Below are 12,463 nucleotides of genomic sequence, written 5' to 3' on the forward strand. Positions count from 1 at the left end.
GATCAGCCAGCCGCGTCTTGACCGGAGGCATCACTGTGCCTGCGGCGCAGGCCCGTTGCAACGACACTCACCTGGGCGTGTCGGGGACGGCACCGCACCGTGCGCGCGACCGGCGTCCGCCGTTGCGGGGTCCGCGGCACACCCGCGACCGGCGTCCGCCGTTGCGGGGTCCGCGGCACACCGACGCCGGGCTCGCCCGCGCAGGCTGCGCGTCCCGCGCCGCGGGACTCAGCCGACGTACCGCCGTGCGGGTGATGTCCTGCGCGCCCGCTCCAGTGCGGCCAGGCTGCGTTCCAGGTCCGGTGGGACCGGGTCGCGTTGGCGCAGCACCCAGGGCAGACCTGCGGTGGCGTGGGCGAACGCACGTACGGAGGCGGCGTCGCGGGGCACGGTGCGGATCAGGTGCCCGGTGCGGCGCAGGGCCGGGACCAGCGGGCGGCGCAACCAGGTGAACCACAGCGTGTTGCGCAGCCCGAGAACGCGGCGGGCCGTGCTGTCGCGCAGCCGGGAGGCGTGGTGGTGCACGGTCAGCTCCTCGGCGTAGGCGAGCCACCAGCCCTGGCGCAGCAGGTCGCAGGCGAGCAGTTCCTCCTCGCCGCCGAGCCACAGGCCGGGGTGGAAGCCGCCGCCGGCGCGGAAGGCCTCGGCGCGCAGCACGGTGGCGGCGGCGAGGAAGGAGCCGAGCGCGGGGCCCGGGAGCCAGTCGGGGCCGGGCAGCGGGGATTCCCGCAGCTCGCGCACGACCGGGTCCTCGGTGCCGCCCGGTTCCACGACGATCCGTGCGGTGACGGCCGCGAGCCGGGGCCGGGCGTCGAGCAGGTCGGCGGCCCGCCGCAGACTGCCCGGCTCCCACCAGGTGTCGTCGTCGCAGAACGCGACGTAAGGGGTGCGGACCCGCTGGACGGCCAGGTTGCGGCCGATGGCCCCGAGATTGCGGCCGGGGCGCAGCAGGGTCATCTCGGGGAAGTCCCGGGCGACGGCTTCGGCGGTGCCGTCGGTGGAGCCGTTGTCGGTGATGATCACCGGCGGGCGTTCGGGCAGCCGGCGCAGCAGGGCGAGGGTGTGCAGGAGTTCGTCGCGACGGTTGTGGGTGATCAGGACGACGGTCGTACGGGCGTCGGCGTGCGTCCGGGTCATGGCGGGGCGTCCTCCTCCCGGCGTCCGGCCGCCTGCCGGTCGAGCAGGCGGGCGGCGTGTTCGACGTGCGGGGGCAGGGTGCGGCGGCGGGCGAGGGCGGCCGGGAGCCGCTCCACGGTCTCCTTGAGGGCGCGGCGGGCACCGGGGCGGCCGGCGCCCGCGGCCAGGGCGAGGCGGGCGCCGGCGCGCAGGGCGACGGGCCAGGGGCGGCGCAGGCAGGTCGTGAGCACGTGGTTGCGCCGGACGAGGAAGGAGCGGCCGGTGCGGCCCTGGTCCGCGGGATGGTGGCGGGCGCACAGGGAGGGCTCGTAGGCAACACCCCAGCCCCTCGCGGCCAGGTCGTAGGCGAGCAGCGTCTCCTCGCCGCCGAAGAAGAGCAGCGGGTGGAAGCCGCCCGCGCTCAGGAAGGCTTCCCGGCGCACCACGCAGGCGCAGGCGAGGAAGCCGAGCACCGGGCGGCCGGGCAGATCCGGCTCGGGCGGCACGGGTGAGGCGGCCAGCTTCGCGTTGAGGGGGTCCTCGGCGGCCTCGTCGCCGACCAGGGTGCGGGCGGCGAGCAGGCCGAGCCGGGGGTGGGCGTCGAGGAGGTCGGCGGCCCGGCGGAGGCTGCCCGGCTCCCACCAGGAGTCGTCGTCGCTGAAGGCGACGTACGGCGTGCGGGCGTGGCGGACGGCCAGATTGCGGCCGATGGCTCCGGTGTTGGCGGTGGGGCGCAGCAGCCGGTCGACGGCCGGGTGGCCGCGCACGGCCGCGCGGGTGGTGTCGTCGCGGGAGTTGTCGACGACGATGACGGGCGGGCGCTCGGGCAGCGCGGCCAGCGCGTCGAGGGTGCGCAGGAGACTGGCGCACCGGTCGCGGGTGATCACGGCGACGGTGAGGCGGGGGTCGCCCGCGGTGGCGGGCCGGCGGGAGCGTCCGGGGGTGCGCTCAGTCGACACGGGCCACCTCCAGTGCTGGCTGCCGGGCCCGGTTGCGGACCGGCCGGAGCAGCGTCAGACAGGCCGAGGCGACCTCGCCGGTAGGGATGCGCAGGAGGCGCGCGTCGGGGGTGCGGCCGTGCGGGTCGCCGGGCGGGCCGGGCTTCCACAGCGCCAGGTGGTGCGGGCTGGGGGGCGGGCCCCACAGGCGCGGGGAGACGGGTCCGAACAGGGTGACGGAGCGGGTGCCGTGGGCGACGGCGAGATGCGCGAGGCCGGTGTCGCCGCTGAGCACCAGGGACGCCTCCGCCACCAGAGCGGACAGTTCCCCGAAGGGCAGGCCGCCGGTCAGCACGTCCTGCGCCCGCTGTCCGCCGCGCTCGGCGACCGAGCGGACCAGCGCGTCCTCGCCGGGGCCGCCGGTGAGCACCACGTGGTGTCCGGCGGCGCGCAGGCACCGTACGACGGCGGCGAACCGCTCCCCCGGCCAGCGGCGCGAGCCCGAGGCCGCTCCCGGGTGCACGACCACCGTCCCCGGCGCCGGGGACGGCGTGCCGGGGCGGGGCAGCCGCAGGTCCAGCGGGTCGGCCGGGATGCCGTAGCCGCGCAGGAAGGCGCACCAGCGGTCCCGTTCGTGGGCGTGGCCCTGCCATGGCGGCCCGCCGGGGCAGGCGTGGGCGAGCAGCCGGCGCGGGCGGAGGGCGGCGAGCGCGTCGCGGCTCTCGGGGCCGTTCCCGTGCAGGTCGATCGCCACGTCGGGCGGCGGCCCGGCCCAGTGCGTCAGGGACGGCACCGCCCGCCCCGGCGCCTCGGCCGCGAACACCGCGTCGATCGCCCCGGTGGCCAGCGCGGGTTCGGTGAGGCCCGGCGGCTGCGCGAGGACGACCCGGTGACCCGGGAAGGCCCGCCGGACACCGCGCAGCGCGGGCACACCGGCCAGCAGATCACCGAGCCCCAGCGCGCGCAGCACCAGGACGGTCGGGGGATGCGGGGTACGGGTCACCGAGTCCGTCCTCCGATGGGTGCGGGAGCCGAGGCCGGGCGGCGGGCGAGGATCACCTGCGGGCCGGCGAACCCCCGCCGGACGCCGTGCGGCGCGGGCACTCCGGCCGACAGGATTCCCGTACGGCTCACGGACCGGCCTCCGAGGGGCGCGGGAGCCGGGGTCGGCGGGGCACCCGTGCGGTCCGCAGGGCCACTTCCGTCAGGTGCGGAGGCCAAGGCCGGCAGGATGCCTGGGCGGATCACCAGGCGGCCGGCGGTGGGTGCGGGAGCCGAGGCCGCGACGATGCCCGGGCCTTCCACGAGCCCGCCTCCGATCGGCGCGGAAGCCGACGTCGGCAGCACGCCCGAGCGGATCACCAGGCGGCCACCGGCGGGCGCGGGAGCCGAGGCCGCGACGATGCCCGGGCCTTCCACGAGCCCGCCTCCGATCGGCGCGGGAGCCGAGGGCGGCAGCACGCCCGAGCGGATCACCAGGCGGCCACCGGTGGGTGCGGGAGCCGAGGCCGGGAGGATGCCCGGGCCTTTCACGGGCCCGTCTCCGATCGGGGCGGGAGCCGAGGGCGGCAGCACGCCCGAGCGGATCGCCAGGCGGCCGGCGGTGGGTGCGGGAGCCGAGGCCGGCAGGGCACCCGTGCGGACCGCGGGGCGACTTCCGTCAGGTGCGGAGGCCAAGGCCGGCGAGATGCCTGGGCGGGTCACGGGTCCGCCTGCGGTGGATGCGGGAGCCAAGGTCGGCAGGGTGTTCGTGTGGGTCACGGGGCGGTTCCGCGTCGGCGGGGTGTGTCGTCGATGCGTGGCGGGCGGGGGGTGTTTCGTCGCCGGTGGCGGCACGCCCGTCGGCGGGGTTGCCGGGGCCGCGGCGTGGCGCGGGTGGTCGGTGGTCACCTCGGGCCTCCCGCGGTGGGCGCGGGGGACAGTGCCGCGCGGCGGGCGAGGACGGTGGTGGAGCGGCCGTCGAGGTAGGGCAGCAGCAGGACCTGTCCGCCCCAGCTCTCCACCAGCGGCTGTTCGGGCAGCCGGGTGCGCGCGTAGTCGCCGCCCTTGGCCCAGATGTGCGGGCGGAGTTCGCCGAGGATGCGTTCGGGCGTGTCCTCGTCGAAGACGGCGACGGCGTCCACGCACTCCAGGGCGCGCAGCACCCGGACCCGGTCGGCGGCCGGGACGAGGGGGCGGCCGTCTCCCTTGCGGCGGCGCACCGAGTCGTCGGAGTTGACGCAGACGATCAGGCAGTCACCGGCCCGGCGGGCGGCCTGGAGCAGGGCGACGTGACCGGCGTGCAGCAGGTCGAAGCAGCCGCCCGCGGCGACGACCGTGCCGCCGGCGGCCCGCACCCGGGCGGCCGTACGCACGGCGTCCGCGGTGGTGTCCCCGTCGGACGGGACCGCCTCGGGCCGGTCCCCCGGCTCCGGAGCGGCGACCGCGCGGGCGCCGCCCTCGGCCACGTAGCGGGTGGCGGCGTGCACGGCGGCCTGGACGGCGGCCTCGGTGAGGGTGCCGTCGGCGAGCAGGCCTGCGGCGGCCGCGGCGAACCGGTCACCGGCTCCGCAGGGGTCGCCGGGGGCGGCGCCCGGGGTGGGTACGAGCAGCGGAGTCTCGCCGTGGGAGAGCAGCGCACCGCGCTCGCCGAGGGTCACGGCGACGGCCTGGGCCTGCCAGGCCCGGACGAGGGTGTGGGCGTCGCGGGCCGCGGTGCGCAGTCCGGCCTCGTCGCCGGAGTCCCCGTCGTCCAGTTGCCGGGCGAAGGCGCGGGCCTCCTGCGCCGAGGGGGTGGCCAGCCGCACGCCGGGGACCGGGGCCCGGCCCCGCACGTGCGGGTCCCAGACGACGGACGCCCGCGTGGCGGCCGTGCTCAGGGCCGCCCTGAGGACGTCGGCGGTGCCGCGGCCGTAGTCGGCGACCAGGATGCCGCCGGCCCCGGTCACGGTGGCCTCGGCGGCCTCGGTCGCCGCGCGGGCGCGGCCTTCGCCGTCGTCCAGGCGCAGCAGCGGCCGGTCTCCGGCGAGGACGCGGGTCTTGCTGCTGAGCGTGCCCTCCAGGGGCACCTCGACCAGCTCGACGCGGCCGGCCAGCAGTTCGCGCAGGGTGTCGCTGGCCGGGTCGTCGCCGAGCGCGGTGACGAGGGTGACCGGGCGGCCGTCGGAGGCCGCGAGGCAGGCGGCGAGGGCCGCGCCGCCGGGCCGGGAGCTGCGCCGGGTGCCGTGCACCACCGGGACGGGCGCGTCCGGGGCCAGCCGCTCGGCCCGGCCGCACAGATCGTGGTCCAGCAGGGCGTCGCCCACGACGACCAGGGGGGTGGCGCTCATGCGTGTCCCTTCCTCGGGGGTACGGGCACGTCGGGCGCGGCGCGGCCGACGGTACGGGCCCGGCCGACGAGCCGGCCCACGACGCTGGGCTTGCCGTCGGCACCGTCCCGTCCGGTCCGGCCGGCCTCGCCCCGCTCGACCGCCCGGTCGAAGGCTTCGCAGAGCATGTGCACGGCGACCAGGTGCAGTTCCTGCACGGTGGCGGAGACCGGGGCGTCCACGCACAGCGCCTCGTCCGCGCCGAGCTGCAGCGGGTTGGGGGCCCGCCCGGTCAGCGCCCACACCGTCATGCCGAGGCGGTGGGCGCGCTCGGCGGCGGCCAGCAGGTTGGCGCTCGCGCCGCTGGTGGACAGCAGCATGAGGACGTCTCCGGGGCGGCCGTGGGCGGCGGTCTGGCGGGCGAACACCTCCTGGACGCCGTAGTCGTTGGCGATCGCGGTGGTGGAGGAGGTGTCGGCGTGCAGGGCGACCGCGGAGAACGGCGGCCGGTCGTCCCGGTAGCGTCCGACCAGTTCGGCCGTCAGGTGCTGCGCCTGCGCGGCGCTGCCGCCGTTGCCCGCGACGAGCAGCCGGGAGCCGCCGCCCAGGCGCCGGGCGAGTTCGGTGCCCCAGCGCTCGATGAGCGGGCCGCGGTCGCGGAAGGTCTCCAGGGCCTTCATCAGGTCGTCGCAGTGGGTGGTGTCGGTGACCGTGTTCGGGTCGGTGACGGTCTTCATCGGACGACTCCCGAGAGCGAGCGGATGGAGGACACGGCGCCGTACACCCCGGCCACACCGTCGGCCACGCGGTCCCAGGTGTAATGGGCGAGCACCCGTTCGCGTCCGGCGGCGCCGTAGCGGGCGAGCCGGTCCGGGTCGGTGAGGAGGGAGCGGACGACCGCACCGAGGTCGTAGTCGTCGTCGGCCGGGACGAGGACGCCCGTGGTGCCGTCCACGACCGTGTCGAGCTGGCCGCCCACCGCTGTGGCCACGACCGGGGTGGCGCAGGCCATGGCCTCCAGCGGGACGATGCCGAAGGGCTCGTAGCGGGGCAGTGACAGCACGAGGTCGGCGCTGGACATCAGCCGGGGCATGCGGGCCCGGCCGACACCGCCGAGCAGGGTCACGCGGTCCTGGACGCCGTACTCGCCGGCGATGCCGTACAGGCGCGCGGCCTCGGGCTCGCTGCCGAGCAGGTCGGCCTCGGGGCCGCCGGCGATGAGGAGTTCGGCGTCGGGGACGCCGGCCAGGGCGCGGATGGCGCGGTCGAAGCCCTTGCGGGGCACGAGCCGGCCGACGGCCAGCAGCCGCCTGCGCGCGCCGGGCGGCCGGGACGGCGCCACGGGGGCGAACTGGTCGGGGTCGACACCGCAGGGCACGACGCTGATCCGGTCCTCCGGCAGGCCCATGGCCTTCAGTTCGGCCACCTCGTCGCTGCACGTGGCAATGATCCGGGCGCACTCGTGACCGATGGCCTCCTCGATCGCGAGCCGCTCGGCCGGGCTGGTGTCGGCGGCGCCCTGGTAGCGCTTCTTCACGGTGCCGAGGGCGTGGTAGGTCTGCACGACGGGGACGCCGAGTCCGCGGGTGCCGGTCAGGGCGGCCAGACCGGACATCCAGAAGTGGGCGTGCACCACGTCGGGCGGGCTCGTCACCCACTGCCGGGCCAGGAAGGTCCCGAACTCGGCCATGTGCGGCAGGAGTTCGTCCTTGGGGACGGGTGCGGGCGGTCCGGCGGGTACGTGCACCACCTGCACGCCGTCGATCAGGGTCACCCGGTCCGGCAGGCCCGCCGAGTCCCGCCGGGTGTACACGGTGACCCGGTATCCCTTTCTCGCGAGCTGCCGGGCGACCTGCGCCACGTACACGTTCTGCCCGCCCGCGTCCGGTCCGCCGAGCGCGGCCAGCGGGCTGGCGTGCTCGGAGACCATGGCGACGCGCCCGGCCGTGTGCGGAATACGGCTCATCGGGTGACCTCCTTGATCAGGCGCTCCCAGTCGTCCAGGAAGCGCCGCTCTCCGTAGCGGGCCTGTGCCGCGGCGCGGGCCGCCTCGCCGGTGCGGCGGGCGTGCTCCGGTTCGGCGAGGAACGCCCGCACGGCGTCCTCCAGTACGTCGAGGCGGTTCGAGACCACCCCGGCGCCTTCGGGTATCGCCTCCCGGGCCTCCGTGGTGTCGAGGGCGACCACGGGCATGCCCAGGAACATGGCCTCCAGCAGGGACAGGCCGAGCGAGGTCCAGCGCACGGGGTGCAGATAGAGCCGGCAGCGGGCCATCTGACGGTGCAGTTCGTGCTGTGGCAGATCCCTGGCCCGGCAGCGCTCGGGGGGCAGGCCGAGGTGTTCGGCGAGTCCTTCGGTGCGCATGCCGAAGACGTCCAGGGGTGCGGACCGCGCGAAGCGGGGCAGTAGGTCCGTGCCGGTCGTACGGCTTCTGCGCACGGGCTCGTTGACCACGACGGCCGCGCGTCGCTCGCTGCCGGTGTACAGCGGGCCGGGGTCGATGATGCCGTGCTCCACGACCTCGGTCGGGGCCTGGCCGTTGTCCCACATGAGCCGGTTGAAGTGGGTGACGTGGACGACCGGGATCGCGCACTGCCCGGCCAGCGGGTGGAGTTGCCGCTCGGGTGACTCGTCCGGGCTGTTGTGCTCGACGTAGACGGCGGGCACGTCCAGGCCGGGCCGGCGGCCGGTCCAGCGCAGGGCGAGGTCGAGTTCGTGCGGTCGTTGGAGCACCATGAGGTCGATGTCGGCGTCCCACAGCTGCTTCGGGGTGCGTTCCCGCGCGCTCTCCGGCCAGTCCCAGGTCACGGCCCGGCCGAGCCCGTCGGGTCCGCGATCGTCGGTGACCGGGACCAGGTAGGTGTGCGGGCCCTGCACGAAGGCGGTGAGCCAGGATCCGTGCACGTGCCAGACGAGGATGTTCATGAGTTCCGCTCCTGGATGAGCTTGTGCACCGCGCGCACCACGTCCTGCCCGGTGACCTCGTCCAGGCAGGGGTGGCCGGGTACCGGGCAGGTCAGGGCCCGGGTGTCCGCGCACGGCGCCGACTGGTCGCCGAGCAGGATGACGGGGACGCCGTACGGTGCCCAGCGGTCGGCCGGGACCACCGGCGCGAACAGGGACACCACGGGGGTGCCGACCGCGGCGGCGAGGTGGGCGGGGCCGGTGTTGGCGCTGATCACGACGTCCGCCATGCGCAGGACCCCGGCGAGGGTGCGCGGGCTGGTCCGGCCGCCGAGGTCCACGGCCAGGTCTGCGCTGACGTGCCGGGTGAGGTCCGTCTCGTCGGGGCCGCCGGTGACGACCACGCGGTGCCCGGCGTCGGCGAGCAGCGCGACGGCCTCCTCGCACCGGCGCGGGTTCCAGGCCCGGGCCGGGGCGCTGGCGCCCGGGTGCAGGACGACGTACGGGCCGTGGCCGGTCAGGCCGCCGGTGTCCGGGGGCGGCAGCACCCGCAGCCGGCCGTCGTCCCCGGGCGGGAGCGGGAAGCCCATGGCGGCGGCGGTGTCGAGGGCCGCCTCGGCCTCGTGGCGGCCCGCCAGCCGCCGGTGGCGCACGTCCAGCAGCCGACCGGGGTGGTCGACGCTGTCGGCGCCGATCCGGCCGACGCCGGCGAGCCGCAGCAGCAGCGCGGTGGGCAGGGGACTCTGATGGAACGAGGTGAGGATGAGGGCGGTGTCGAAGGCCCCGGCACGCAGCCGCCCGACCAGGGCGTCGATGTCCGTCGGGGTCACCGGGGGCGGGTCGAAGCCCTCCCAGGGCGCCTCCCAGACCAGTACCTCGTCGACGGCGGGCAGCAGCCGGGCGGCGTCCGCGCCGCGCGGGCCGCACAGCAGGGTGACGCGCGTGGAGCGGGCGGCGACGGCGCGTACGGCCGGGCCGGCGAGCAGCACGTCGCCGAAGCTGTCGAGACGGACGACGAGGGCTTTCATCGCGACCGCCTCCCGGCCGGGACCGCCGTGTCCTCGAGCGCCCCGCGCACCGCGGTGAGCAGGTCGGGGGCGCTCAGATCGGCGAAACGTTCCACCTCTTGCGCCGCCGTGACCGCGTTCGGGACCAGCACGCCCCGGGCGCCCGCCGCGTGGGCGGCCAGGACGTCGGCGGCGATGTCGCCGATCACCAGGCACTCGGCGGGCCGGACGCCCAGCCGCGCGGCGGCCGCGAGGATCAGGCCGGGCCTGGGCTTGCGGCAGTCGCAGCCGGCGTCGGGGGCGTGCGGGCAGAAGACCCAGGTGTCCAGCCCGCCGAGCAGTGCGTCGGCGCGCTCGTTGACGCGGCGCACCTGCTCGGCGGTGAGCAGCCCGCGTCCGATGCCGGACTGGTTGCTGACCACACCGGTGGCCAGACCGTGGGAGCGCGCCAGGCCGACGGCCGCGGCGGCGCCCGGCAGCAGCCGGACCCGGTCGGGGTCGCCGTTGTACGGCACGTCCGCCACGAGGGTGCCGTCGCGGTCGAACAGGACGGCGGACACGGTGATCACCGGGCACCTCCCAGGGGTTCGGCGTGCCGGTGGCGGACGACTCCGCGCAGCCAGTGCCGGACGGCGAGGGGCGGGATGAGCACGCTGGTGCCGAGCATCCCGGCGATCTCGCGGGTGGTCCGGGGACCGGGCAGGATGCGGGCCAGGGCGAACTCGGCGGTGCCGAGCGTCCACAGGGCCGCGCAGACGGTGGCGGCGCGGCGGCGGCCGGTCAGGGCGCAGGATGCGGCGGCGAGCGCGGCACCGGTGACCGCCAGGTGGCGGCGCAGCCGGCCCCTGGGTGCCTGGGCGCGGTCCCACCAGTCGGGGCCGTGCAACCGGTTCATCAGGGCGTCGTCGGCGTTGCCGCGCTGCGCGGGCAGCGAGGCCCACCAGTGGGCGGGCCGGACCGGGTGCCGGGTGACCCGCTTGCCGCGCTGCAGCGACCAGCCGGCCCGCTGCACCCGCAGGGCGAGGTCGGCGTCCTCCCGGAAGGCCCGCGGGAAGCGTTCGTCGAAGCCGCCTAGCCGGGTGAGCGCCTGGGTGCGGTAGGCCATGTCGGCGGTGGCCCAGGCGGCGTCCTCCAGGCCCTTGGTGTTGCGTTCCCAGTCGGTGGGCCGGCGGTCCAGGGGCAGGGGGACACGCAACTGCCCCTGGATGCCGCCGACGTCCTCGCCGGCCTCCCGCAGGTCCTCGGCGAGCAGCCGGGACCAGTCCGGCAGCACCTGGACGTCGTCGTCCAGGAAGACCGTCCAGGGCGTGCGGACGGTCCGCCAGCCGGCGTTGCGGGCGGCGGCCGGGCCCTTTCCGCAGGTGCGCAGGGTCCGTACCCGGTCGAGGAGCTGTCCGGCCGTCTGCAGCGGCAGGTCGCCGTCCGGCTCGGGCCGGTCGTCCACGACGACCACCTCGTGCGGGGGGTGCCCCTCGGCCGCGGCGAGGGCGCGCAGGCACTCGGCGAGGCACGGGCGGCCGATCGTCGGTACCACGACGGTGTAGGCGGGGGCGTCGGTCATGCGAACGCCTTTCCCCGGCGGATCACGAACGGGCCGAGCACCAGCAGGTCGACGGGGGCGGAGCCGAAGCACTCCAGGGCGTCGCGGGGGTCGTCGACCATGGGCCGCCCGGCGGTGTTCAGGCTGGTGTTGACCACCACCGGCAGCCCGGTGCGCCGTTCGAAGCCGTCGATCATGCGGGCCACCAGGGGCTCCTGGGACCGGTCCACGGTCTGGATGCGGGCCGTGCCGTCGACATGGACCACGGCCGGGATGCGGGCCTTCCAGTCGGCGGCCACCTCGTGCACGAAGAGCATGTGGGGACTGGGCAGCGGTCCGTCGAACAGCTCGGCCGCGCGCTCGGCGAGCACCATGGGCGCGACGGGCCGGAACTCCTCGCGGCCCTTGACCGCGTTGAGCCGTTCCAGGTTCGCCGCCTTGCCGGGATGGGCGAGCAGCGAGCGATGGCCGAGCGCCCGTGGCCCGTACTCGCTGCGGCCCTGGAACCAGGCCACGATCCCGTCGGCCGCCAGCGCCTCGGCGGCCGACTCCGCGATGTCGGCGGGCTCCTCGTACGGCACCGCCGCCCGCTCCAGCCACGCGCGCAGTTCGTCGTCGCTCCAGCCGCGGCCGAGCGCGGCGGTCGGCATCGGCTCCACGGTGTCCTTCTGGCCGGCGATGTGCGCGGCCGCGCCCAGGGCCGTCCCGGCGTCTCCGGCGGCGGGCTGCACCCACACGTGCCGGAAGCCGCTCTCCCGCCACAGCCTGGTGTTCGCGACACAGTTCAGGGCGACACCGCCGGCCATGGTCAGGGCGTCCTCGCCGGTGCGCTCGCGCAGCCATCGGGCGAGCGCCAGCACGGCCTCCTCCAGGCACAGCTGGGCGCTGGCCGCGAGGTCGGCGTGGTCCTGGTTCCAGGCTCCGCCGGCCGGGCGCGGCGGGACGAGGTCGGCCCAGGGGACCGGGCGGGCCCGGAAGCCACCCCGCTCGTCGGCGTGGACGTACTCCCGCAGCCGGTCGGCGAAGCGCGGGGTGCCGTAGGAGGCGAGCGCCATCACCTTGAACTCGTCGCTGCTGCGCAGGAATCCGAGGTGCTGGGTGAGGTCCTCGTAGAACAGGCCGAGGGAGTCGGGCAGTTCCTGGGTGCCGAGGACGGTCAGTTCGCGGTTGGTGTAGCGGCCGGCCAGGTGGGAGCCGCACTCGCCGCGGCCGTCCAGGACGAGGACGGCGCAGTCGGGGTAGGGCGAGACCGGCCCGGCGGAGGCGGCGTGCGCCACGTGGTGGGGGACGAAGCGGACCTTGGCCGGGTCGAGTCCGGGCAGGGCCTCGGCCAGGAAGTCCGGGGCCCGGCGGGCGTAGTCCTGGCGCAGGTGGTCCCAGGGGTCGTTCAGGCCCATCCGCTCGGCGGGCCGGGCGAGCGCGGGGTCGTAGGAGTAGGCGACGGCGTCCAGGTCGGACGGGGCGAGCCCGGCCTGCTCCAGACACCAGCGGGCCGACTGCTCGGGCAGCTCCCAGGCGGAGAAGGGCACGGGACGCTTGCCGTGCTTGCGGCGCGAGAACCGCTCCTCCTCCGCCGCCGCCATGACCTTGCCGTCGGTGATCAGGGCCGCGGCGGGGTCGTGGAAGATTGCGTTGATACCGAGGACGTGCATGCGCTGTCTCCAGGGCGGC

The 12,463-nt window shown here is 76.5% G+C and carries 11 protein-coding genes; all 11 read right to left on the reverse strand.

Going from position 1 to position 12,463, the window contains the following annotated elements; translation table 11 throughout:
• Positions 1–228: 228 nt before the first annotated feature.
• The 11 genes from ACGFRF_RS01475 to ACGFRF_RS01525 all read right to left on the reverse strand — a co-directional run bounded on the left by ACGFRF_RS01475 (position 229) and on the right by ACGFRF_RS01525 (position 12,444).
• The gene (locus ACGFRF_RS01475; protein WP_393736035.1) at positions 229–1,137 is read right to left on the reverse strand and encodes a glycosyltransferase family 2 protein; all 909 of its coding nucleotides are present in this window, start codon (positions 1,135–1,137) and stop codon (positions 229–231) included.
• Positions 1,134–2,075, reverse strand: coding sequence for a glycosyltransferase family 2 protein (locus tag ACGFRF_RS01480; protein ID WP_393736037.1), 942 nt, complete (start codon positions 2,073–2,075; stop codon positions 1,134–1,136). The genes ACGFRF_RS01475 and ACGFRF_RS01480 overlap by 4 nt, the downstream gene beginning before the upstream one ends.
• Positions 2,065–3,057, reverse strand: a complete 993-nt coding sequence (locus ACGFRF_RS01485; protein WP_393736039.1) for a glycosyltransferase family 9 protein — start codon at positions 3,055–3,057, stop codon at positions 2,065–2,067. Before ACGFRF_RS01485 ends, ACGFRF_RS01480 begins: the two co-directional genes overlap by 11 nt.
• 883 nt (positions 3,058–3,940) lie before the next feature.
• Complete coding sequence (locus tag ACGFRF_RS01490) at positions 3,941–5,362, reverse strand: PfkB family carbohydrate kinase (protein ID WP_393736041.1); 1,422 nt, start codon at positions 5,360–5,362, stop codon at positions 3,941–3,943.
• Positions 5,359–6,078, reverse strand: coding sequence for an SIS domain-containing protein (locus ACGFRF_RS01495; protein ID WP_393736043.1), 720 nt, complete (start codon positions 6,076–6,078; stop codon positions 5,359–5,361). The genes ACGFRF_RS01490 and ACGFRF_RS01495 overlap by 4 nt, the downstream gene beginning before the upstream one ends.
• Complete coding sequence (locus ACGFRF_RS01500; protein ID WP_393736045.1) at positions 6,075–7,307, reverse strand: glycosyltransferase; 1,233 nt, start codon at positions 7,305–7,307, stop codon at positions 6,075–6,077. The genes ACGFRF_RS01495 and ACGFRF_RS01500 overlap by 4 nt, the downstream gene beginning before the upstream one ends.
• A complete protein-coding gene (locus tag ACGFRF_RS01505) occupies positions 7,304–8,266 on the reverse strand; it encodes a glycosyltransferase (RefSeq protein WP_393736047.1) in 963 nt (320 codons plus the stop codon). The genes ACGFRF_RS01500 and ACGFRF_RS01505 overlap by 4 nt, the downstream gene beginning before the upstream one ends.
• Positions 8,263–9,273: a glycosyltransferase family 9 protein gene (locus ACGFRF_RS01510; RefSeq protein ID WP_393736049.1), complete on the reverse strand. Its 1,011-nt coding sequence runs from the start codon at positions 9,271–9,273 to the stop codon at positions 8,263–8,265. The genes ACGFRF_RS01505 and ACGFRF_RS01510 overlap by 4 nt, the downstream gene beginning before the upstream one ends.
• Positions 9,270–9,821: a D-glycero-alpha-D-manno-heptose-1,7-bisphosphate 7-phosphatase gene (locus ACGFRF_RS01515; RefSeq protein ID WP_393736051.1), complete on the reverse strand. Its 552-nt coding sequence runs from the start codon at positions 9,819–9,821 to the stop codon at positions 9,270–9,272. Before ACGFRF_RS01515 ends, ACGFRF_RS01510 begins: the two co-directional genes overlap by 4 nt.
• Positions 9,818–10,813, reverse strand: a complete 996-nt coding sequence (locus ACGFRF_RS01520; RefSeq protein ID WP_393736053.1) for a glycosyltransferase family 2 protein — start codon at positions 10,811–10,813, stop codon at positions 9,818–9,820. The genes ACGFRF_RS01515 and ACGFRF_RS01520 overlap by 4 nt, the downstream gene beginning before the upstream one ends.
• Positions 10,810–12,444 (reverse strand): carbamoyltransferase, encoded by a 1,635-nt coding sequence (locus ACGFRF_RS01525; protein ID WP_393736054.1) that lies wholly within the window; start codon positions 12,442–12,444, stop codon positions 10,810–10,812. The genes ACGFRF_RS01520 and ACGFRF_RS01525 overlap by 4 nt, the downstream gene beginning before the upstream one ends.
• Between the last annotated feature and the right edge of the window lie 19 nt (positions 12,445–12,463).

Origin of the sequence: Streptomyces sp. NPDC048521, from assembly GCF_043199855.1 — a bacterium.
In the GTDB taxonomy this organism is placed as follows: domain Bacteria; phylum Actinomycetota; class Actinomycetes; order Streptomycetales; family Streptomycetaceae; genus Streptomyces.